Annotated in this window: 17 protein-coding genes; 10 read left to right on the forward strand and 7 right to left on the reverse strand. The window is 69.0% G+C overall.

All coding sequences use genetic code 11. From position 1 onward, the window contains the following. On the reverse strand, nucleotides 1-2,709 hold the full coding sequence (locus tag ACSVC7_RS07265; RefSeq protein WP_448203720.1) for a bifunctional acetate--CoA ligase family protein/GNAT family N-acetyltransferase: 2,709 nt from the start codon (nucleotides 2,707-2,709) through the stop codon (nucleotides 1-3). 306 nt (nucleotides 2,710-3,015) lie between these two features. Here ACSVC7_RS07265 and ACSVC7_RS07270 point away from each other — a divergent pair, with 306 nt between their 5' ends. Continuing rightward, the gene (locus ACSVC7_RS07270) at nucleotides 3,016-3,957 is read left to right on the forward strand and encodes an L-lactate dehydrogenase (RefSeq protein ID WP_448203719.1); all 942 of its coding nucleotides are present in this window, start codon (nucleotides 3,016-3,018) and stop codon (nucleotides 3,955-3,957) included. Between the two features lie 95 nt (nucleotides 3,958-4,052). Here the strand turns inward: ACSVC7_RS07270 and ACSVC7_RS07275 are convergent, their stop codons facing one another. After that, entirely contained in the window at nucleotides 4,053-4,553 is a 501-nt protein-coding gene (locus ACSVC7_RS07275) for an O-acetyl-ADP-ribose deacetylase (protein ID WP_448203718.1), read from the reverse strand. 29 nt (nucleotides 4,554-4,582) lie between these two features. Continuing rightward, nucleotides 4,583-5,140 carry an inorganic diphosphatase gene (gene ppa / locus ACSVC7_RS07280; protein WP_264654310.1) on the reverse strand — a complete coding sequence of 186 codons (558 nt, stop codon included), beginning with the start codon at nucleotides 5,138-5,140 and terminating at the stop codon, nucleotides 4,583-4,585. Nucleotides 5,141-5,287: 147 nt separating this feature from the next. Here ppa and ACSVC7_RS07285 point away from each other — a divergent pair, with 147 nt between their 5' ends. Then, entirely contained in the window at nucleotides 5,288-7,093 is a 1,806-nt protein-coding gene (locus ACSVC7_RS07285; RefSeq protein ID WP_448203717.1) for an extracellular solute-binding protein, read from the forward strand. A gap of 186 nt (nucleotides 7,094-7,279) precedes the next feature. On the opposite strand, the gene ACSVC7_RS07290 is transcribed toward ACSVC7_RS07285, so the two are convergent. The 3 genes from ACSVC7_RS07290 to ACSVC7_RS07300 all read right to left on the reverse strand — a co-directional run bounded on the left by ACSVC7_RS07290 (nucleotide 7,280) and on the right by ACSVC7_RS07300 (nucleotide 10,458). Beyond that, a complete protein-coding gene (locus ACSVC7_RS07290) occupies nucleotides 7,280-7,963 on the reverse strand; it encodes a cytidylate kinase-like family protein (protein WP_448203716.1) in 684 nt (227 codons plus the stop codon). Nucleotides 7,964-8,083: 120 nt separating this feature from the next. Continuing rightward, nucleotides 8,084-9,622 carry a 2-polyprenylphenol 6-hydroxylase gene (gene ubiB / locus ACSVC7_RS07295; RefSeq protein ID WP_448203715.1) on the reverse strand — a complete coding sequence of 513 codons (1,539 nt, stop codon included), beginning with the start codon at nucleotides 9,620-9,622 and terminating at the stop codon, nucleotides 8,084-8,086. A gap of 5 nt (nucleotides 9,623-9,627) precedes the next feature. After that, the gene (locus ACSVC7_RS07300; RefSeq protein ID WP_448203714.1) at nucleotides 9,628-10,458 is read right to left on the reverse strand and encodes a class I SAM-dependent methyltransferase; all 831 of its coding nucleotides are present in this window, start codon (nucleotides 10,456-10,458) and stop codon (nucleotides 9,628-9,630) included. Nucleotides 10,459-10,616: 158 nt separating this feature from the next. On the opposite strand from ACSVC7_RS07300, the gene ACSVC7_RS07305 reads away from it, so the two are divergent. Together ACSVC7_RS07305 and ACSVC7_RS07310 are read left to right on the forward strand one after the other, a co-directional pair. After that, a complete protein-coding gene (locus ACSVC7_RS07305) occupies nucleotides 10,617-12,488 on the forward strand; it encodes a tetratricopeptide repeat protein (RefSeq protein WP_448203713.1) in 1,872 nt (623 codons plus the stop codon). Nucleotides 12,489-12,500: 12 nt separating this feature from the next. Continuing rightward, nucleotides 12,501-14,351, forward strand: coding sequence for a tetratricopeptide repeat protein (locus ACSVC7_RS07310; RefSeq protein ID WP_448203712.1), 1,851 nt, complete (start codon nucleotides 12,501-12,503; stop codon nucleotides 14,349-14,351). On the opposite strand, the gene ACSVC7_RS07315 is transcribed toward ACSVC7_RS07310, so the two are convergent. Continuing rightward, complete coding sequence (locus ACSVC7_RS07315; RefSeq protein ID WP_448203711.1) at nucleotides 14,312-14,728, reverse strand: hypothetical protein; 417 nt, start codon at nucleotides 14,726-14,728, stop codon at nucleotides 14,312-14,314. The genes ACSVC7_RS07310 and ACSVC7_RS07315 overlap by 40 nt on opposite strands. 113 nt (nucleotides 14,729-14,841) lie before the next feature. On the opposite strand from ACSVC7_RS07315, the gene mutM reads away from it, so the two are divergent. The 6 genes from mutM to ACSVC7_RS07345 all read left to right on the forward strand — a co-directional run bounded on the left by mutM (nucleotide 14,842) and on the right by ACSVC7_RS07345 (nucleotide 20,718). Then, entirely contained in the window at nucleotides 14,842-15,684 is an 843-nt protein-coding gene (mutM, locus tag ACSVC7_RS07320) for a bifunctional DNA-formamidopyrimidine glycosylase/DNA-(apurinic or apyrimidinic site) lyase (RefSeq protein WP_448203710.1), read from the forward strand. A 14-nt stretch (nucleotides 15,685-15,698) separates the two neighbouring features. After that, the gene (locus ACSVC7_RS07325) at nucleotides 15,699-16,169 is read left to right on the forward strand and encodes a hypothetical protein (protein ID WP_448203709.1); all 471 of its coding nucleotides are present in this window, start codon (nucleotides 15,699-15,701) and stop codon (nucleotides 16,167-16,169) included. A 93-nt stretch (nucleotides 16,170-16,262) separates the two neighbouring features. Next, the gene (locus ACSVC7_RS07330; RefSeq protein WP_448203708.1) at nucleotides 16,263-17,039 is read left to right on the forward strand and encodes an enoyl-CoA hydratase; all 777 of its coding nucleotides are present in this window, start codon (nucleotides 16,263-16,265) and stop codon (nucleotides 17,037-17,039) included. A gap of 173 nt (nucleotides 17,040-17,212) precedes the next feature. Continuing rightward, nucleotides 17,213-17,473, forward strand: a complete 261-nt coding sequence (gene rpsT / locus ACSVC7_RS07335) for a 30S ribosomal protein S20 (protein ID WP_448203707.1) — start codon at nucleotides 17,213-17,215, stop codon at nucleotides 17,471-17,473. A gap of 686 nt (nucleotides 17,474-18,159) precedes the next feature. Continuing rightward, complete coding sequence (gene dnaA / locus ACSVC7_RS07340; protein ID WP_448203706.1) at nucleotides 18,160-19,653, forward strand: chromosomal replication initiator protein DnaA; 1,494 nt, start codon at nucleotides 18,160-18,162, stop codon at nucleotides 19,651-19,653. 138 nt (nucleotides 19,654-19,791) lie between these two features. Next, nucleotides 19,792-20,718 carry a GGDEF domain-containing response regulator gene (locus ACSVC7_RS07345; RefSeq protein ID WP_448203705.1) on the forward strand — a complete coding sequence of 309 codons (927 nt, stop codon included), beginning with the start codon at nucleotides 19,792-19,794 and terminating at the stop codon, nucleotides 20,716-20,718. The last annotated feature ends 166 nt before the right edge of the window (nucleotides 20,719-20,884 follow it).

A 20,884-nucleotide genomic window follows, 5' to 3' on the forward strand; every position in this document is an offset into this window, starting at 1 on the left:
TTACTCCGCCGCGGCCCCCGTGCCCAGGCCGCCGCCCAGCTCGATGCGGACTTCCACCACGCCGGGTTCGTCCAGGTTCTCCTTGCGGATGAAGCCCAGCGCGCGGCACATGCCCAGCATGCTGGTGTTCTCGCGCAGCACCTCGCCGTAGACCTCCTTGATCCCGCGCGAACGGGCGTAGTCCAGGATCTTGTTCATGAGCTGGTAGCCGAGGCCCTGGCCCTTCATGTCCGACCGCACCATCACCGCGTATTCGGCGCGCAGGTTGTCGGGGTCGGCGGTGATGCGGACGACGCCGTACATGATGGTCTCGCCGGTCTCCGGGTCCGGACCCACGGCGACGAGGCCCATCTCGCGGTCGTAGTCGATCTGGGTCAGGCGGGCGGCGGCTTGGTGGGACAGGCGCTTCAGCGGCGCGAAGAAGCGCAGCCGCAAGTCCTCCGGTGTCTGGTTGGCGACCATGTGGTGCACCAGCGGCTCGTCCTCCGGCAGGATCGGGCGGACGAAGAAGTTGCGGCCGTCCTTGATGGTGATCTGGTCCTCCAGCCCCCTGGGGTAGGGACGGATGGCCAGCCGCTTGGCGCCGGGCAGGGCCGGGATGCCGACCTTGATGCGGGCGTCGAGCGCCATGACGCCTTCCGAATCGGCCAGCAGCGGGTTGATGTCCAGTTCCGCGATCTCCGGAAAATCGACGATCAGCTGCGAGATCTTGTTCAGCGTCAGCGCGACCGACTCCAGATCCACGGCGGCGCGGGACCGGTAGCCTTGCAACTGCCGCCAGATGCGGGTGCGGCCCATCAGCTCCGTCGCTAGCTTCATGTTCAGGGGCGGCAGGGCCAGCGCGTAGTCCTCCACCACCTCCACTCCGATGCCGCCCTCGCCGAACAGCAGGACGGGGCCGAACAGCTCGTTCTCCGTCATGCCGACGATCAGCTCGTAGGCGTCGGGGCGCACGGCCATTTCCTGCACCGTGAAGCCCTCGATGCGGGCGTCGGGCACGGCCTCGCGCACGCGGGCCAGCATGGCCTCGGCCTCCGCCTGGACCTCCGACGGCTCGGTCAGGTGCAGGGCGACGCCGCCCACGTCGGACTTGTGGGTGATGTCCGGCGACAGGATCTTCAGCGCCAGCGGGCCGCCGATCATCTCGGCGCAGCGGGCGGCCTCCTCCGGCGTGTCGGCGCAGCGGGTGTCCACCACGGGGACGCCGTAGGCGGCCAGCACGCGCTTGGCCTCATACTCGGTCAGCCACTCGCGCTTCTCGGCGATGGCGCGGGAGATGATCTTGCGCACGCCGATGTCGTCGGGCTGGTAGTCGTCCGGCACCGACGGCGGCGTTTCCATCAGCAGGTTCTGGTTCCGGCGGTATTCCACCAGATGCAGGAAGGCGCGCACCGCGTGGCTGGGCGTGTCGTAGGTGGGGATGCGGTTCTGGGCGAACAGCTTGCGCGCCTCCACGGCGCTGAGATCGCCCAGCCAGCTCGTCAGCACCGGGTGCTTGCGCGCCTTGTTGGCGGCCATGGTGTCCACCACGGCCTGGGCGGCGGCCAGCGAGTCGGTGACCGCCGACGGGCAGTTCAGCACCAGCACGGCGTCGTTGTTGGGGTCCTGCATCAGCGCGTTCAGCGCGTCGGCGTAACGCTTGGGCGAGGCGTCGCTGCCGATGCGCACCGGGTTGCGGTTGCCGCCGGCGCAGGCGCCGCCGAGCACCTTGTCCAGAGCCTCCAGCGTTTCCGGCGCCAGCTGGGCGAGGTGCCCGCCGGACAGGATCAGGCTGTCGGTCGCCATCACGCCCATGCCGCCGCCGTTGGTCAGGATGGCCAGCCGGTCGCCGATGATCGGCACGCCGGTCGCCAGCGTGCCCACCGCGTCGAACAGCTCGTCCAGATTGTTCACGCGCAGGATGCCGGCGCGGCGGAAGGCGGCGTCGTAGACGGCGTCCGACACGGCCAGCGATCCGGTGTGCGAGGCCGACGCCTCCAGCGCCTCCTCCGTGCGGCCGGCCTTGATGACGATGACCGGCTTCTGGCGGGCGGCGGAGCGGGCAGCCGACATGAACTTGCGGGCGTCGGTGACGCTCTCGATGTACAGCAGGATGGCGCGGACGGTGGCGTCGCCGGCCAGATAGTCCAGCAGGTCGCCGAAATCCACGTCCGACTTGTCGCCCATGGAGATCAGGTGCGAGAAGCCGATGTTGCGCGCTGTCGCCCAGTCGGCGATGGAGGTCACGACCATCGACGACTGCGCCACCAGCGCCACGTCGCCCTTCTTCGGCGTGACGTGACCGAAGCTGGCGTTCAGGCCGCGCCCCGGCACCATGATGCCCAGGCTGTTCGGGCCGATCACCCGCATCAGGTGCGGCTTGGCCGTGTCCAGCAGCGTCTGCGTCTGTTCCTTGGAAAAGCCGCTGGAGATGACGATCGTCGCCTTGGTGCCCTTCTTGCCCAGCGCGTCGATGGTGGCGGGCACGGTGTTGGCCGGCGTGCAGATCACCGCCAGATCGGGCGTGATCGGCAGGTCCTCCACCGTCTTGTAGGTCAGAACGCCCTCGACCGCGCGTTCGGACGGGTTGACGGGCATGATCGGGCCGTCGAACCCCGCGTTGAACAGGTTGCGGGCCACCACGGCACCGATGGTGTTGGCCTTGCGGGTCGCCCCGATCAGCGCGATGGAGGTGGGCTTGAACAGGTGGTCGAGGTTGCGAACGGTCATGACCGGATCCGGGCTTGATCTTGAAGGTGCCGAGGGTCCAGCGGTCGGACCGCGCCCCTGGGCAAAGAGTGGTGTGCGAACGACGATTGTCCAACAGGCCTACCGTGGCAATCGCCGGGCGTGAACGCGACGGATCGCCGCTCATGCTGCGTTGCAACATATAACAATGGTAATACCTTTTGTACAGGGACCCTTTGTCGCGCCTCCATTCGTCATAGCCCTGTCCCCGTGACGCAGGGATCTTGAGCCTGGCCCCGCGATGCTCCACCCTGTTTGCGGCAGGTTATCAGGGCAGGGGAGGGACGCATGAAGGTCGGGATCGTCGGGGCGGGCGCCGTGGGGGCCACGGCCGGCTTCGCCATGGTGATGAGCGCTGCGGCCAGCGAGGTCGTTCTGGTGGACGCCAACGAGAAGCTGGCGGCGGCCCAGGCGCAGGACATCGCCCACGCCGTTCCCTTCGCCCGCGCCGTGCATGTGCGCCACGGCACCTACGCCGACCTCGCCGGGGCAGGCGTGCTGGTGCTGGCCGCCGGCGTCGGGCAGAAGCCGGGCGAGACGCGGCTGGAACTGCTGGGCCGCAACGCGGCCGTCTTCGCCCAGGTGATCCCGGCGGCGCTGGCCGCAGCCCCCGACGCGATCCTGCTGGTGGCGACCAACCCGGTGGACGTTATGACGCAGGTCGCCGCCCGCATCTCCGGCCTGCCCCGGTCGCGGGTCATCGGTTCCGGCACCATCCTGGACACCGCGCGCTTCCGCGCGCTGCTGGGCGCCCGGCTGGGTGTCACCCCCAAGTCCGTGCACGCCCATGTGGTGGGCGAGCATGGCGACTCCGAGGTTCTGCTGTGGTCCGGCGCCACGGTGGCCGGCGTGCCAGTGGACCGCTGCGCCGAACGCCTCGGCCGCCCGCTGACCGACGCCGACCGCGCCGCCATCGACGAGAGCGTGCGCCGCGCCGCCTACCGCATCATCGAGGGCAAGGGGCACACCGCCTTCGGCATCGGCGGCGGCCTGTCCCGCATCGTGGCCGCCATCGCCGGCAACGAGCGCGCGGTGCTGAGCTGTTCGGTGCTGAACGACTCGGTGCTGGGCGTGCCGGAGGTGGCGCTGTCCCTGCCGCGCGTCGTGGGCGCCGGGGGCGTGCTGGACACCGTGATGCCGGACCTGTCCGACGAGGAAGCGGCGTCCCTGAAGCGCAGCGCCGAGGTGCTGAAGGAAGCGGTCGTGTCGGTGGAGAAAACGCTGTCGTAACGGGTGGGGTCGGGATTCTTGTGTGGCAACCAAGGACACACGGATTTCAGGGATTTAAACACGGATGACACGGATTTTTCTTTGATCCAACGCGCTCACACCAGCGCGCGGTATATCCTCGCCGTCTCCGCGTCGAACACGACGAAGCGCACTTCTTCGATCGCGTCGTCCTTCAACAACTCGTCGCGCACCGCCTCCACCGCGATCTCCGCGGCGCGTTGCTTGGGGAAGCCGTAGATGCCCGTGCTGATAGCCGGGAAAGCCAGCGTCCGGATGCCGTGTCGACGCGCCAGGGCCAGCGCCGAGCGGTAGCAGCTTTCCAGAAGCCGCTCCTCGTCCGAACCACCGCCGTGCCAGACCGGGCCGACGCAGTGGATGATGTGCGGGGCGGGCAGGTTGTAGCCCCGCGACAGGCGGCAGTCGCCCGTGGGGCAACCGCCGATCCCGTCCAGTTCCCGTTGCAGGTCCGGCCCCGCGGCGCGGTGGATCGCCCCGTCCACGCCGCCGCCGGCCTTCAGGGCGGCGTTGGCGGCGTTGACGATGGCATCCACGGACTGGCGGGTGATGTCGCCCTCGACGACGCGGATCCGGTCCATGCAACCTGACCAATCAGACGATCAGGGGATCAGACCACCGGACCCGGCTGGCCCTTGGTGGCGGCGGCGGCGCGCTCCATGCCTTCCTGGATCTTCTTGGCGGCTTCCTGCTCGTCGCCCCAGCGCAGGATCTTGACCCACTTGCCCTTTTCCAGGTCCTTGTAGTGCTGGAAGAAGTGGGCGATCTGCTCGGTGGTGATCTCCGGCAGGTCCTTGTAGGACTTCACGCTGCTGTAGAACGGGTGCAGCTTGTCGACCGGCACGGCCAGCAGCTTCTCGTCCTCGCCGCCCTCGTCCTCCATGTAGAGCACGCCGATCGGGCGCGAGCGCAGCACCGCGCCCGGAATGACCGAGTGGCGGCCGACCACGCAGACGTCCACCGGATCGCCGTCACCCGACAGGGTGTGCGGGATGAAGCCGTAGTTGCAGGGGTAGTACATGGCCGTGTGCAGGAAGCGGTCGACGAACATCGCGCCCGACTCCTTGTCGATCTCGTACTTCACCGGCTCGCCGCGCAACGGGATCTCGATGACCACGTTCACGTCCCACGGGGCGTTCTTGCCGACCGGAACCTTGCTGAGATCCATGGAAACTATCCTTCGACTGCAATAGCGGGGTGCGCTGGATTGAAGACGCCGGCCATAGCTCCCGACGCCGCGCGCGCGGAGTTTAGGCAGAAGCGAGCATAAGTCAAAGGCGCTTGCGCATGTGCGGCAAAGCGGCGAGCCTTCGGCATGCTCCACACCCTGCTGTCGCTGCTGTTTCTGGCCTTTTTCGCGCTGCCGGCGGCGGCCGAAACCGCCCCCGAAGCCGCTCACGGTATCGCCATGCACGGCGATCTGGCCTATCCGCCGGGCTTCGCGCATTTCGCCTACGTCAACCCCGACGCGCCCAAAGGCGGCACGCTGCGCCAGGCGGTGACCGGCGGCTTCGACACGCTGAACCCGCATGTGGTGAAGGGCATTCCGGCGGTGGGGCTTGGTTTCGTCTTCGAAACGATGCTTGTGCGCTCGTGGGACGAGCCCTTCTCCCTCTACGGCCTGCTCGCCGAAAGCCTGGAGGTGCCTGAGGACCGGAGTGCGGCCACCTTCCACCTGAACCCAAAGGCGCGCTGGCACGACGGCACACCCGTCACCGCCGCCGACGTCCTGTTCTCGCTGGAGGTGCAGCGCCTGCACGGCACGCCCAACCGGCGCCAGTTCTACGCCAAGGTGGCGCGCGCCGAGGCGCCGGACGACCGCACCGTCCGCTTCACCTTCGCGCCCGGCCCCGACGGGGTGCTGGACCGGGAGATGCCGCTTCTGATGGGGCTGATGCCCATCCATTCCAAAAACTGGTGGGCGGGCAAGGCGTTCGAGCGCACGACGCTCGACCCGCCGCTGGGCAGCGGCCCCTACCGGGTGGCGCTGGTCGACCCCGGCCGGCGCATCGTTTACGAGCGGGTGGCCGACTATTGGGGCCGCGACCTGCCGACCCGGCGCGGGCTGTTCAACGCCGACACCCTGGACTTCACCTATTTCCGCGACGACAGCGTGGCGCTGGAGGCCTTCAAGGCCGGGCAGGGCGACGTGCGGCGCGAATCGGACCCGGCCAAATGGGCAACCGGCTACGACGGCCCGGCGCTGCGCGAGGGGCGGATCGTGCTGGAGGAACTGCCGCACCATCGCCCGGAATTCGCGCGCGGCCTGATCTTCAACACGCGCCGCCCTCTGTTCCAGGACATCCGCGTGCGTCGGGCGCTGGGTCTCGCCACCGACTTCGCCTGGATCGGCAAGACGCTGTTCCATGGGATGCTGGTCCGCACGGCCAGCTACTACCCCAACTCCGAACTGGCGGCCCAGGGCGTTCCGGATCCGAAAGAAATGACGGTTCTGGAGCCTTTTCGCGACCGGCTGCCCCCCGCCCTGTTCACACAGCCTTTCACCCTGCCGCAGACCGACGGCACCGGACCCGCCGGCGCCCGCGCCAACCTGCGCGAGGCCCTGCGCCTGCTGGCCGAGGCCGGCTGGCGCATCCGCGACGGGCGGCTGGTGAACGCGGCCGGCCAGCCCTTCGCCTTCGAAATCCTGCTGGGCAACCCGGCGGACGAGCGCGTGGCGCTGGAGTTCGCCCGCTCCCTGGAGCGGCTGGGCATCGCCGCCTCGGTGCGCGCGGTGGACAACGCGCAGTATCAGGCGCGCATGGACAGTTTCGATTTCGATATGACCGTGCGCTGGTGGGTCTCCACCCTCTCCCCCGGCAACGAGCAGCTTTATTACTACGGCTCCGCCGCCGCCGACCAGCCGGGAAGCCGCAACCTCGCCGGCATCCGGGATCCCGTGGTGGACGCCATCGCCGGCTCCATCGCCGAAGCCCGCACGCGGGAGGAGCTTGTCACGCGCGTCCGCGCGCTCGACCGGGTGCTGCTGTGGGGCCACTACATGGTGCCGCTGTTCCACAGCCCCGTGGACCGCATCGCCCGCTGGTCCCGGCTGAAACGCCCGGACGTGACGCCGCTGTATGGCCCGCTGGTCGAGTCGTGGTGGGTGGAGCCGCCGTGATGCTTGGGGGACAACAAATTCTTCACGGATTTCACGGATTTGAGCACGGATTTCACGGATGATTATGCTTGCTGCGTTCAGGATTTCGGGAACAGTCTGGAATTCGTCAAGCAAAACAGAAAATCCGTGAAATCCGCGTCCAAATCCGTGAAATCCGTGAAAAATGAGTGCGTCACAAAAGCACGACTACTCCTTCCCTCCATGCGCCCAATAACCGCGCACGATCAGGTCGGCCACGGCGTCCAGGTCGGTGAAGCGGTCGGTGTTGACGATCAGGTCGTATTGCAGCGGGTCGTTGTTGGTGACCTTGAAGGTCTCCTTGAAAAATTTGGCGCGGGCGGCGTTGACCTTCTGCACCTCGCTCAGCTTTTCCGCCATCTTGCCGGGGTCGCCCCCGGCCAGCCGGCGGGCGCAGACCTCGTCGGAGCCGACGATGCGCACGCGGAAGCGCAGGGCGCCGCGCAGCACCAGATGCGCGCCGCGCCCGACGATCACGCCGCCGCGGAAGGCGATGCCGTTGACGACGCGGGTCAGCAGCTGCTGGTACTCGCTCATCGGGTCGTGCAGGCCCATCAGGCTGGCGTAGAGGAACATGCCCGCGCGTTCGGGCAGCTTTTCGTCCAGCTGGCGCATCAGGGTGGGGTCGGACTTGGCCGCCGCCACCACGGCGTCGAGGATTTCCTTGTCGAAGCAGGCCACGCCCAGCGCGTCCGCCACCTTGGCCGCGATCGCCTCGCCGCCGGCGCCATGGTCGCGGGCGATGGTGATGACGGGGGGCGGCTTCTCCAGCGCGCCGCTGTGGGGGCGGTGCGGGTGGAGCTGGTCGGTCCGCACGTAGGTGAGGAGGGCCTGGAACTCGTCGCGGGACATGGCTTCCCCCGGAGACGGTTGCGACTCCCACCAGTGTCCGGGGCTCCGCGCGCCCGGTCAAGGCTCCCCATGGGGGAGGGGCGAGGGGTCGCACCCCGCCCGCGCCCACGATAAAGCGGCCTACAGCAGCTCCAGCGCGATGACCGCCAGCAGCGCGATGATCGCCCAGACCGCCACCCGCTCGCTCAGCCGCCGCTCCACCCAGCGGTCCAGCAGGTAATGGACCGTGTGGGGATGCAGGCGCAGGCCGCCCTCGCTGATCTGTGTGGCGACGCCCTCGGCCTGCCGCACCAGATGGGGCAGGCGGCGGATGGTGGTGACGGTGGCCTCCAGATCGTCGAGGATCTGCGCCTCCGGCCCCCGGTTCTCACGCATCCACTCCTCGATCAACGGGCGCGCCAGCTCCCACATGTTGATTTTGGGGTTCAGGATGCGGCCGACGCCTTCCGCCGTCAGCATGCTCTTTTGCAGCAGCAGGAGCTGCGGCTGCGTCTCCATCTCGAACTGCTCGGTCACGGCGAAGAGCTGGGCGAGCAGCCGGCCGACGGAGATCTCGTTCAGCGGCTTGTTCTGCAACGGCTCGCCGATGGCGCGGCAGGCCTGGGTGAAGACCTCGATGGACTGGTGGCGCGGAACGTATCCGGCTTCGAAATGAACCAGCGCCACCCGGCGGTAGTCGCCGGTCAGGAAGCCGATGAGCATGTCGGCGAGATAGGTGCGCGTCGCGCGGTCCAGCCGGCCCATGATGCCGAAGTCGACGGCGGCAATGTTGCCGTTCTGGTCCACGAACAGGTTGCCGGGGTGCAGGTCGGCGTGGAAGAAGCCGTCGCGGAACACCTGGTTGAAGAAGCTGGCCGAGGCCTTGGCCAGGATCTCGTCGCGGTTCAGGCCGGAGGCGTCGATGCGCTCCGTCTCGTCCACCTTCAGGCCGCGGATGCGCTCCAGCGTCAGGACGCGGCGCGCCGTGCGGTCCCAGTCGATGGCCGGCACGTAGAAGGTCGTGTCGCCCTGGAAGTTCGCGGCCAGCTCCGACGCCGCCGCCGCTTCCATCCGCAGCTCCATCTCCAGGCGGGAGGTGCGGGCGAAGGTGTCCACCACCTCGCGCGGGCGCAGGCGCTTCAGCTTGGGCATCACCAGCTCGGCCAACTCGGCCAGCCAGTAGAACAGGTCGATGTCGCGCTCGAAGGCGAATTCGATGCCGGGGCGCAGCACCTTGACCGCGACCTCCCGCCCGTCGGCGGTGACGGCGAAATGCACCTGCGCGATGGAGGCGGCGGCCACCGGCTCCTCGTCGAAGCTCTGGAACAGCTGGGTGATGGGGGCACCCAGCTCCTCCTCGACGATGGCGCGGGCCTGCGCGCCGGGGAAAGGCGGCAGCTTGTCCTGCAACTCCGCGAGGTCGAGCGCCATCCGCTCGCCCACCAGGTCGGAGCGGGTGGAGAGCAGCTGCCCCAGCTTGATGTAGGTCGGCCCCAGCTCCGCCAGGGCGCGGGCGAGGCGCTGGCCGACGCGGCCCGGCTCCTTCTTGTTGCCGACCCAGCGCCAGAACAGGGCGATGCCCGGCGCGATCTCCGGCAGGGTTTCCGGCAGCGCGTTGTAGCGGGCCAGCGTGCGGCCGATGCCGTACAGGCGGACGAGGTTGCGGACGGTCCGGAACACGTCGGTCAGATCCGCCAGCCGGAATGGATGGCGGCGATGCCGCCGGTCAGGTTGCGCACGCGCACGGCACCAAAGCCCGCGGCCTCGATCCGTTTGGCGAGTGCGGCCTGTTCGGGGAAGCGGCGGATGCTCTCCACCAGATAGCGGTAGCTGTCCTCGTCCCCCGCGACCATGCGGCCGAGCTTGGGCAGGACCTGGAAGGAATAGAGATCGTACATCTCGCGCAGGATCGGCAGGACCACGTGGCTGAACTCCAGGCAGAAGAACTTTCCGCCGGGCTTCAACACGCGCCGGGCCTCGGAAAGCGCGGCGTCGATTCGCGTGACGTTGCGCAGGCCGAACGCAATGGTGTAGGCGTCCACCGAACGCGACGCGATGGGCAACTTTTCCGCGTCGCCGACCGTCCAGTTCACGCCCGAAAGGATGTTCCGGTCGAAGGAACGGTCGCGCCCCACGCGGACCATCGACTCGGTGATGTCGCAGACCACCGCCCGGCCGCCGCCCCGCTGCAGGAAGCGGAAGGCGATGTCGCCCGTGCCGCCCGCCACGTCCAGCAGCGTCATGTCGGCCTTGGGCGCCACCATCTCCATCAGCGTGTCCTTCCACAGCCGATGGATGCCGCCCGACATCAGGTCGTTCATCAGGTCGTAGCGGCCGGCCACGCTGTCGAAGACGGCGCGGACGAGGCCGGACTTGGCGTTCGGGTCCACGGGCCGGTAGCCGAACCAGTTGCCTTCGGCGCCGGTGGGGGCGCTGGTCGAGGTTCCGGACGGGCCAGCGCCGGTCGAGCTCAAGGTGGACGCGGGCGGGGCGGGTGGGGTGTGCGGATCGGTCATGGCGGGCAACATAGCGCGCAGCCTGGGCTTGCGCCAGCCGGGGCGTGGCCGTGGAACGCCGCGGCCGGGCGCTTTTTTCACGGGCTTGACCCCGCCGGTCCCCTTCGTCACGGTGCCCCCGATGTTTGGAAGGCGTTTGGAACCGGCGGGGGAGGGGCATGGCGACGATCCAGGAAGCGCTGCTGGCCGCGTTCGACCTCCAGCAGGCCGGGCGGCTGGCCGAGGCCGACTCCATCTACGGGCAGATCCTCGACGCCCTTCCCGACCATCCGCCGACGCTGCACCTGCGCGGCCTGCTGCTGGCTCAGTGCGAGCGGCTGGAGGAGGCCGCCGCCCTGATCGCCCGGGCGGTCGAGGCCGACGATGCCCAGCCGGACTACCACGGCAACCTCGCCGGCGTGCTGGAGGCGCTCGGCCGGTGGGAGGCGGCGCTGGACCACTTCGTCCGCGCGGCGGCGCTCGATCCGGGGCGGATCGACCCGCTCAACAATGTCGCGGTGCGCGCCGCCAAGGCCGGCCGTCCGGACCTTGCGGCGCGGGCGCTCGGCGCGGCGGTGGCGTTGCGCCCGCTCGACCCCGACCTGCGGGTCAACCTGACCCAGGCGCTGGAAGCGCTGGGCGAGGCGGAGGCGGTGATCGGCCATCTCCGCGTCGCGGCCCTGCTCGCCCCCGACGACCCGCAGCCGCTTCGCCTGCTGGCCGAACGGTTGAGCCCCGCCGTGCCGGACGCCGCCCGCGTCCTGGACCGTGTCCTGCGGCTCGATCCCGCGCAGGGCGCGCTGTGGAACCGGCTCGGCAACCTCCACAAGGCCGAGGGGCGGCTGGCCGAGGCCCGGCACGCCTACGAACGCGGGCTGGCGATCGGCCCCTCCGCCGCCGAGCTGTGGAACAACCGGTCGAGCGTGCTCAAGGGCCAGAACGATCCCGCCGGCGCGCTGACGGCGCTGGGCCGGGCGGCGGTGCTCTGGCCGGAATCGCCGGAGATCCGCAACAACCAGGCCGACGGGCTGATGCTCGCCGGCCGTCCCGCCGACGCGCTGGACGAGGCGGAGGCCGCCCTGTCCCTGGACCTCGCCCTGGGCGAGGCGCGGGTGACGCGCGCCTCGGCGCTGCTCGCGCTCGGCCGGTTCGAGGACGGCTGGGACGCCTGGGAGGACCGCTGGGCCGTCCCGCCCTGGAACGGCGGCCTGCACCGATTCCCGCACCCCTTCTGGACCGGCGAACCGCTCGGCGAGGGCCGCCTGCTGGTGTGGGGGGAGCAGGGGGTCGGCGACGAGATCCAGTTTGCGTCAATCCTTCCGCTGTTGACGCAAGCGGGCCTGCGCTGCCTGCTGGAATGCGACGCCCGGCTGGCGCCGCTGTTCGCCCGCTCCCTGCCGGGGGTGGAGGTCGTGCCGCGCGCCACGCCGCCCGACCCGCGCCTCATGGCCCCGGACATCGCGGCGCAAATCCCGGCCGGCTCCCTGCCGCGCCTGCTCCTGCGCGCGCCGGCGGATTTCCGGCTTCTGCGTCCCTACCTGAGGCCCGACCCGGCCCGCGCGGACGCCCTGCGGAGCGGCACCGTTCCGGGCGTCCGTCCGCTGGTCGGCATCGCGTGGCACACGACCAACCCCAAGTGGGGGCGCAGCCGGAACATCCCGCTGGGCGATCTCGCCCGCGCGCTGCACGCGGCCGGCGCGCGCCTGCTGGTCCTGCAATACGGCGACTGGACGCACGAGGTCGCGGCGCTGGCGGCGGAGGGGATCGACATCGCGGTCCCGCCCGGCCTCGACCTTCGCGACGACCTGGACGGGCTGGCGGCGCAGATCGCCGCGACGGACATGGTGGTGACCATCGACAACGTGACCGCCCACATGGCCGGCGCGCTGGGTCATCCCACCGCGGTCCTGCTGTCGCACGCGCCGGACTGGCGCTGGCTGCGCGACCGCGCCGACTCCCCCTGGTACCCGTCCGTCACCCTGTTCCGCCAGCCCGTGGCGAAGGACTGGCGGACTCCGCTCGCCGCCGTCACCCGGCGGCTGTGCGGCTGAAGTGGATTTATCATGGCGACAATCGCGGAAGCCCTGGTCATCGCCTTCGACCATCACGAGGCTGGACGGCTCGCCGAGGCGGACATCCTCTACGGCCGCATCCTGGAGGCCGATCCCGCCCAGGTGACCGCGCTGCATCTGCTGGGTGTTCTCCGCTGCCAGACGCAGCGGCCGGACGAGGCGGTCCCGCTGCTTCGCAAAGCCGTCGCGCTGGACGCGGCGAACCCCTGTCCACGCTACGATCTGGCGCGCGCCCGGCTGATGCAGGGGCGCGTGGAGGACGCGGCTGCCGGCCTGCGACAGACCCTCGCCCTGGACCCCGGTCACGCGGAGGCCCTGCTGCATCTGGCGCGCGCCCTGGAAGCCCTGGGCCGGGAGGCGGACGCCCTGGACGGCCTGGAACGGCTTCTGCGGCTCCAGCCCGACCACCGGGAGGCGCGCGATCGCGCCGATCGCGCGGTGGAGCGGGAGGGGCAGGCGCTGCTGGCCGCCGGGCACACGGGGGAGGCCATCGCGCGGCTCACCCGGCCGGCGGCTGCGGCGGTGGGGTTGCCCCTGCTGCTCGGGCACGGCGTATCGCTCCATCACGCCCGGCGGCCGGCGGAGGCCGCCCGCTTCTTCCGCGCCCTGCTCGCCGCCCAGCCCGACCACACGCCGACGATGACCATCCTCGCGACCCTGGCGAGCACCGGCGGTCGGGACGCGGAAGCTTTCGCCCTGGCGGACCGAGCCTTCCGCCTCGCGCCCGACCGGGCGGACGCGGCGGCCATCCGGGGCGATGCCCTCCATCGACTCGGCTGGGATCGGGAGGCCGTCGCGTCCTACCGCGAGGCGGTGCGCCTGGCCCCCGATCTGGTCGACGCCCATTGGAACATGGCCAACGCGCTGCTTCGCTTGGGCGACTACGCCGAGGGGTGGGCGGAGTATGAATGGCGCTGGCGCAGCGGAGCGCTGGCCGGCCAGCACCGCCCCTTCATCCAGCCGCGCTGGGCCGGCGAGCCGCTGTCCGGCAAGACCATCCTGGTCCACGCCGAGCAGGGCATGGGCGACACCATCCAGTTCATCCGCTTCCTCGACCGCGTGGTCGCGGCCGGGCCGTCGCGCGTCTATCTGGAGGCGCACGGGCCGCTTCGCCCACTCCTGGAAATGAACACCGATCCCGCGCTGGTGTCGGTTATCTCGCGGGCGTCGGACTTTCCAGGCGTGAGCGGCCTGCCGGACACCGACGTCCATCTTCCGGTGATGAGCCTGGGCACACTGTTCTGCCCCACCGTGGCGGCGATCCCGGCCCGCGTCCCCTACCTGCGCAGCGCGCCCGACCGGCGCGCCCTGTGGACGCAACGCCTGCGGAACGCAGCACCGGGGGCCGCCCTGCGCTGCGGTCTGGTCTGGTCCGGGCGGCCGCAGTTCCACGACAACGCCAGCCGCTCGCTCGGGCTGGCCGCGCTGGCGCCCCTCGCGGCGGTGGAGGGGGTGGCGCTGTTCTCGCTTCAGGTGGGTGAGGCGGCGGCCCGGCAGGTGGCCGAGGTCCCGTTCCCGATCATCGATCTGTCGGCCGACCTGACCAGTTTCGCCGAAACGGCGGCGGTGCTGGACAGCCTCGACCTGTTCATCACCGTGGACACGGGGGTGGCGCATCTGGCCGGCGCCCTGGCGCGGCCGGTGTGGATCCTGCTGCACCACGGCTGCGACTGGCGCTGGTTCAAGGATCGGGATGACAGCCCCTGGTACCCGACCGCCCGCCTGTTCCGGCAGAGCGTCCGCCGCGACTGGTCCGTCCCGGTGGCGGAGGCGGCGTCCGCCTTGCGGCGGCTGGTGGCGGATTACTCCGCCGGCTTGTCGCGTGGGGCCGGCGGCGCGTAGGCGATGCTGGTCGGCAGGCGCCGGCTGATCTCCTCCACCCGGCCGCGCAGCTCGTAGAATTCCGCCGGGTCGGGAAGATTATCCATGCGCACCCGGACGTAGGCGAGATCCTCGGCAAGGCTTCCGATGCGGTTGCCCATGGAATCGATGCGGTCGTTCAGGGACTTGCCCATTGCGTCCATGCGGTCGCTGAGCGAGTCGATGCGGTCGCTCAGGGATTTGCCCATGACGTCCATGCGGTTGTTCATGGCGTCCATGCGATCGTTCAGCGAGTCGATGCGACGGCCATGGTCGCTCAGGGTCGTCCGCTGCTCCCGAACGAGGTCGATGAGCAGGTCGATCTTCGCGGTCAGCAGGGCTTCCTTCTCGGGCGTCATGTCACCTCCAGCGCGGGTTGAAGATTAGCACGAACACACGCGTGTGTCGAATCGCGCGCTCCCCTTGCGCTTGCTCTTGCGTCAGCCGGCCGGTCTCCCCACTCTCCTTGCCCATGCCCGAGCTTCCCGAAGTCGAAACCGTCTGCCGCGGCCTTGCCCCGCACCTGGAGGGGCGGACGCTGGTGCTGGTGCTGCAGCGCCGCCCGAACCTGCGCTTTCCCTTCCCGCCGGACTTCTGCGAGCGCCTGACCGGGCGCCGCGTCGACTCGGTGCGCCGCCGCGCCAAATACATCCTGATCCATCTGGACGACGGCACGGTGCTGATCGCGCATCTCGGCATGTCCGGGCGCATGATCATCACGCCGGAACGCCCCGCCGAATACGGGGCGCACGACCATGTGGTGCTGGAAACCGACGCCGGCACGGTGGTCACCTTCAACGACGCGCGCCGATTCGGCCTGATGGATCTGGCGACGGCCGACGCGTTGGCGGACCACCCGCTGCTGCGCACGCTGGGGCCGGAGCCGCTGGGCAACGAGTTCTCCGGCCCGGTGCTGGCCGCGAGGCTGGCCGGCCGGATGACCAGCATCAAGGCGGCGCTGCTCGATCAGACGGTGGTCGCGGGGCTCGGCAACATCTACGTGTCGGAGGCGCTGTTCCTCAGCCGGATCAGCCCGACGCGCATCGCCGCCACGGTCACCGGCGCCAAGGCGGAACGGCTCGCCACCGCGATCCGCGAGGTGCTGGGCCGCGCCATCGCCGCCGGCGGTTCGTCCTTGCGCGACTACCGGCAGGCCTCGGGCGAGCTGGGCTATTTCCAGCACCAGTTCTCCGTCTACGACCGGGAGGGGCAGCCCTGCCCCGGATGCACCTGCGACGTGGCGAAAACGGGCGGGATCCGCCGCATCGTGCAGTCCGGACGCTCGACTTTCTATTGTCCGCAGCGCCAGCGCTGATATACGTGGAAGCCATGACGGCTCCATCGGCCACCGCCAGGGCGGCGCTCGCCGCCCTTCTCCTCGCCGGCCCCGCCTTCGCGGGTCTGGTGGGCTATCCGCCGCCCGCAGGGGCGACCGAATCGACCCGCTTCGTCGCCGGAATGGGGGACGTGCCGGTGATGCCGGGCCTCGCCCCCGCGGAGGAGGAACCGCTGGTCTTCGACAAGCCCGGCGGCCGCATCGCCCAATCCGTCATGTCCGGCCGGGTGGACCGCAAGGCGGTGCTGGCCTTCTACGACCAGACCATGCCGCAGCTCGGCTGGAAGCGTTCGCCGGACGCCAAAGGGCCGGACGGGAGGGGAACGGACACCAGGGTTGCCGCTACCCGCTTCCAGCGCGAAGGGGAAGAGCTGCGGCTGGAGTTCGTCGACACGGGAGCCGGCGCGGGAGCCGCGGCCAAGGCGGGCGTCACCACCGTGCGTTTCTCGCTGATTCCCCGCTGACGTCGACAGACTGTCAACGCCCACGAAAAAAGACGCCGATCCAACCAGAACGCCCCCGGACGAGGGGCCAAACATATCGGGAGCTTGCTGCACATGGCCTACGAAACGATTCTCGTCGAGACGCGCGGTCCCGTCGGGCTGATCACGCTGAACCGCCCGAAGGCGCTGAACGCCCTGTCCGACCAGCTGGTGACCGAGCTGGGCCAGGCGCTCGACGCGTTGGAGGCGGACGACGCCATCGGCGCCATCGTCGTCACCGGCTCGGAAAAGGCCTTCGCCGCGGGCGCCGACATCAAGGAGATGCAGGGCTTCTCCTACATGGACGTCTACAAGGCCAACTTCATCACCGCGAAGTGGGAGCGGCTGGCCCAGTGCCGCAAGCCGACCATCGCCGCGGTCGCCGGCTTCGCGCTCGGCGGCGGCTGCGAGCTGGCGATGATGGCCGACTTCATCCTGGCCGGCGACAACGCCAAGTTCGGCCAGCCGGAAATCACCATCGGCACCATCCCCGGCGCCGGCGGCACGCAGCGCCTGACCCGCTTCGTCGGCAAGTCCAAGGCCATGGAGATGGTCCTGACCGGCCGCATGATCGACGCCGCGGAGGCCGAGCGCTCCGGCCTCGTCAGCCGCGTCATCCCGGCCGCCGACCTGGTGGACGAGGCCGTGCGCGTGGCCGAGAAGATCGCCAAGCTGTCCCGCCCGGTCGTCATGATGGCCAAGGACGCCGTCAACGCCGCCTACGAGACCACGCTGAACGAGGGAATCAAGGTCGAGCGGCGGCTGTTCCATTCCACCTTCGCCACCGAAGACCAGAAGGAAGGCATGTCGGCTTTCGCCGAAAAGCGCCAGCCCGACTGGAAGCATCGCTGAGATCCGCCGCCTCCTCCCCCGCATATAGCGGGGGAGGGGCAGGTTACCATCAAGATCTCGCCTCGTTTCATTTCAACGAAAACAGTGTTTGTGCGCGCCTTGACTCTCATTCGGGTGGAGCGTATAAGGCCCCCTCGCACTGGGACAGGCGTGTCGTCCGGAGTAGGGTTTTCATGGCCAATCATAAGTCTGCTGAAAAGCGCATTCGTCAAACCGCGCGTCGTACGGAGATCAACCGTAACCGCGTCAGCCGCATCCGCACCTTCGTGAAGAAGGTCGAGACCGCGATCGAGTCCGGCAACAAGGCGGAGGCCGCTGAGGCTTTCAAGGCCGCCCAGCCGGAACTGATGCGCGGCGCTTCCAAGGGCGTTCTGCACAAGAACACGGTGTCGCGCAAGCTGTCGCGTCTGTCGGCCCGCATCAACGCTCTCTGAGTTTTCTCAGAGTCAAAAAAAGCCGCGCACCAAGTCATTGGGCGCGGCTTTTTGCGTTGCGGGCTGTTGTGGGCGATGGTGTCTGTTTGCAGGCGTAGAAAAGCAATCGGTGATTCCTGGCCTGTCCAGCGCACGATTTGTGCTTTTTGCCGCGTTCGCTTTCTGTCCTATTGCCACGGATGGAGAGGGTGATTAGACTTTCGTTCGATTGGAGGCGGCGCAACGATGTTACTTCAAATGTCGCGCGCCGTTTGCTAAAGGACGGAGACGTTCAAGGCCGCGGGATGTTGGGAAGGCTCGAGTCGACCCGCTGATCCGAGAGCGGAATTTCTTGGGCGGAATTTCTTAAAATTTGTCGGAAGCACGGCGAAATCCATCGTTTCGCCGAAGGGATATGTTGTCGTCCAGTTTGGAGGCATCCACCGTTGGAGTCTTCCGGAGAGGAACGGTTCGCGACAACGCGGCCTATTTGAAGCGTGGGGCTTGTTTAAGGGATAGGGGTTAGGGGGCGGCCGGGCGAGCGGGCACGCGGCAAAGCGTGAGGAAAAGCCTGGTGAACGTCCCGGCCATTGGTTTCAACCTTGGATCGGCAGCGGGGGTCCGGTGGCGGACTGAACCCGTTCGCCCGGCGGTCTCGGTCGTCCGGGGCAGGGCCGTCCGGGAGGAAAGGAGCGGGTAGGGGAAGCATGTCGGTCGGCGCGTCGTTGGATCAACAGTGGGCTCGAATCCGGGGCCGCCTCAAGGACGAGGTGGGCGAGATCGCCTACCGCAGCTGGCTGCAGCCGCTTTCCGTCGCCGGCATCCGCGGGGGCGAGGTGCGCATCGTCGTGCCCACGCGCTTCATGCGCGATTGGGTGCTGACCCACTACGCCGACCGCATCCGCAACCTGTGGGCCGGTGAAAACCCGGACGTCCAATCCATCGACGTGGTGGTGGCCGCCGCCAACGCGCCCGCCATCCTCACCGCCGACAACGACGACCAGGAGCCGGGCGACCCGGCCGCCGGCCGCGACGGCGGGACGGGCTCCGCCCCCCGCGCCGCGGCGCTGGCCCAGCCGACCTCCTACACCAGCGGCTCTTACTCCGCGGCCCCGCCGGCCTTCGCGTCGGACGAGTCGCCGACGGCGGTCGCCTCGGTGCTGGAGGACCGCACCGACATCTCCGCCCCGCTCGACCCGCGCTTCACCTTCGAGAACTTCGTGGTGGGCAAGCCGAACGAGCTGGCGCACGCCGCCGCCCGCCGGGTCGCCGACGCCACCGCCGTCACCTTCAACCCGCTGTTCCTGTACGGCGGGGTGGGGCTGGGCAAGACGCACCTGATGCACGCCATCGCGTGGCAGATCCGCAAGAACGATCCGAACCGCAAGGTGATCTACCTGTCGGCGGAAAAGTTCATGTACCAGTTCATCCGGGCGTTGCGCTTCAAGGACACGATGGCCTTCAAGCAGCAGTTCCGCTCGGTGGACGTGCTGATGATCGACGACGTGCAGTTCATCAGCGGCAAGGACTCCACGCAGGAGGAGTTCTTCCACACCTTCAACGCGCTGGTCGACCAGAACCGGCAGGTCATCATCTCCGCCGACAAGAGCCCGTCGGACCTGGAAGGCATGGAGGAGCGGCTGCGCTCCCGCCTTGGCTGGGGCCTCGTCGCGGACATCCACCCGACCACCTACGAGCTGCGGCTGGGCATCCTCCAGGCCAAGGCGGACGCGCTGAACGCGGCCATCCCGCTGAAGGTGCTGGAGTTCCTGGCCCACAAGATCACCTCCAACGTGCGCGAGCTGGAAGGGGCGCTGAACCGCATCGTCGCGCATGCCGAGCTGGTCGGCCGCGCCATCTCGCTGGAATCGACGCAGGAGGTGCTGCACGACCTGCTGCGCGCCAACGACCGCCGCGTCACCATCGACGAGATCCAGAAGCGCGTGGCGGAGCATTTCAACATCCGCGTCGCCGACATGCATTCGGCCCGCCGCGCCCGCGCCGTCGCCCGCCCGCGCCAGGTCGCCATGTACCTCGCCAAGCAGCTGACCGCCCGCTCCCTGCCGGAGATCGGGCGCAAGTTCGGCGGCCGCGATCACACCACCGTCATGCACGCGGTCAAGAAGGTCGAGGAGCTGCGCACCACCGACCCCGCCTTCGCGGAGGACGTGGAGCTGCTGCGCCGCATGCTGGAGAGCTGAGCCTGTCATAGGCCAATCCGGTGGGGCCGATCCGGTGCGGGCCGGACAATTTGTCTCCCCCGAAAAGCGTATGAGTTTATCTAAAATCCCTGTAAACATCATTCGAAGCGGGTGGTGTTGAGGGGGTTTCGCGCAACCATGGAGACGAAAGTCCTCGTCGTGGACGACTCGAAGGTTGTTCGCGAAATGCTCCGGCAAAATCTGGAGTCCAACGGCTACCACGTCTTCCTGGCCAAGGACGGGGTGGAGGCGCTGGCGCTTTACCGCAGCGAAGACATCCAGGTCCTGATCACCGACCTGGAAATGCCGCGCATGGATGGGCTGGAGCTGTGCTGGCTGGTCCGGGCGGAGGACGACCAGCACCGCACCTTCTGCATCCTGATGACGGCGGACGACGACATCCAGCGCCGCATCGAGGCCTTCGACGCCGGCGCGGACGAGTTCCTGTCCAAGCCCGTGGACATGCTGATGCTGCGCGCCCGCGTGCGGGCCGGCGAGCGCATCACCCGCAGCCACCGCGTCATGTCGGAGATGCTGAACACCGACTATCTGACCGGCGTGCTGAACCGCCGCCGCTTCATGGAGATGCTGGAGCAGCGCTACCGCCTGTCGAAGGAGAAGGACGAGCCCTTCGCCGTGGCGATGTTCGACATCGACCATTTCAAGGCGATCAACGACACCTACGGCCATTCCAACGGCGACCTCGCCCTGAAGCTGTTCGCCAAGACCTGCGCCGCCCGCGTCCCGCGCGGCGGCTTCCTCGGCCGCATGGGCGGGGAGGAGTTCTGCATGGTCCTGCCCGCCCTCGACATCGAATCGGCGATCGCCAAGGCGGAGGAACTGCGCATCGCCACCTCCGCCATCACCGCGACCACGGCGACCGGCGCCCCCTTCGCCTTCACGGTCAGCATCGGCGTCTGCCCGACGGACGGCACCGACTCGGTGCCCGACCTGCTCGCCCGCGCCGACGAGGCGCTCTACTTCGCCAAGAAGAGCGGGCGCGACCGCACCGTGGTCTGCGGCACCGGCGGTGTGGTGGTGAAGGCGCGCTTTTACGTCATGTAGCCCAGAACCAAGGCCGTTCCGCGGTCCGGCGCTGTTACAGCCCGATGAAGTTTGCCCACGCTCCCGCTTGAGCCATGGACGAGTCCCGCCGATCGCGGCAAAGTTGTCACAGCGGGGAAGGCCGGCGCGGTCTCCCCGGCAACGACAAAATCGGGAGTGAGGGCAC

The sequence above is a fragment of the Azospirillum mesophilum genome, assembly GCF_053470405.2.

Excerpts from the sequence above, each read along its gene's own strand:
- ACSVC7_RS07310 (WP_448203712.1), top strand. The coding sequence starts at position 12,501 with ATGGCGACAATCGCGGAAGCCCTGGTCATCGCCTTCGACCATCACGAG.
- ACSVC7_RS07345 (WP_448203705.1), top strand. The coding sequence starts at position 19,792 with ATGGAGACGAAAGTCCTCGTCGTGGACGACTCGAAGGTTGTTCGCGAA.
- ACSVC7_RS07330 (WP_448203708.1), top strand. The coding sequence starts at position 16,263 with ATGGCCTACGAAACGATTCTCGTCGAGACGCGCGGTCCCGTCGGGCTG.
- ACSVC7_RS07325 (WP_448203709.1), top strand. The coding sequence starts at position 15,699 with ATGACGGCTCCATCGGCCACCGCCAGGGCGGCGCTCGCCGCCCTTCTC.
- ACSVC7_RS07300 (WP_448203714.1), bottom strand. The coding sequence starts at position 10,458 with ATGACCGATCCGCACACCCCACCCGCCCCGCCCGCGTCCACCTTGAGC.
- ACSVC7_RS07315 (WP_448203711.1), bottom strand. The coding sequence starts at position 14,728 with ATGACGCCCGAGAAGGAAGCCCTGCTGACCGCGAAGATCGACCTGCTC.
- mutM (WP_448203710.1), top strand. The coding sequence starts at position 14,842 with ATGCCCGAGCTTCCCGAAGTCGAAACCGTCTGCCGCGGCCTTGCCCCG.
- ACSVC7_RS07270 (WP_448203719.1), top strand. The coding sequence starts at position 3,016 with ATGAAGGTCGGGATCGTCGGGGCGGGCGCCGTGGGGGCCACGGCCGGC.
- ACSVC7_RS07290 (WP_448203716.1), bottom strand. The coding sequence starts at position 7,963 with ATGTCCCGCGACGAGTTCCAGGCCCTCCTCACCTACGTGCGGACCGAC.
- rpsT (WP_448203707.1), top strand. The coding sequence starts at position 17,213 with ATGGCCAATCATAAGTCTGCTGAAAAGCGCATTCGTCAAACCGCGCGT.
- ACSVC7_RS07265 (WP_448203720.1), bottom strand. The coding sequence starts at position 2,709 with ATGACCGTTCGCAACCTCGACCACCTGTTCAAGCCCACCTCCATCGCG.
- ACSVC7_RS07275 (WP_448203718.1), bottom strand. The coding sequence starts at position 4,553 with ATGGACCGGATCCGCGTCGTCGAGGGCGACATCACCCGCCAGTCCGTG.
- dnaA (WP_448203706.1), top strand. The coding sequence starts at position 18,160 with ATGTCGGTCGGCGCGTCGTTGGATCAACAGTGGGCTCGAATCCGGGGC.
- ppa (WP_264654310.1), bottom strand. The coding sequence starts at position 5,140 with ATGGATCTCAGCAAGGTTCCGGTCGGCAAGAACGCCCCGTGGGACGTG.
- ACSVC7_RS07305 (WP_448203713.1), top strand. The coding sequence starts at position 10,617 with ATGGCGACGATCCAGGAAGCGCTGCTGGCCGCGTTCGACCTCCAGCAG.
- ACSVC7_RS07285 (WP_448203717.1), top strand. The coding sequence starts at position 5,288 with ATGCTCCACACCCTGCTGTCGCTGCTGTTTCTGGCCTTTTTCGCGCTG.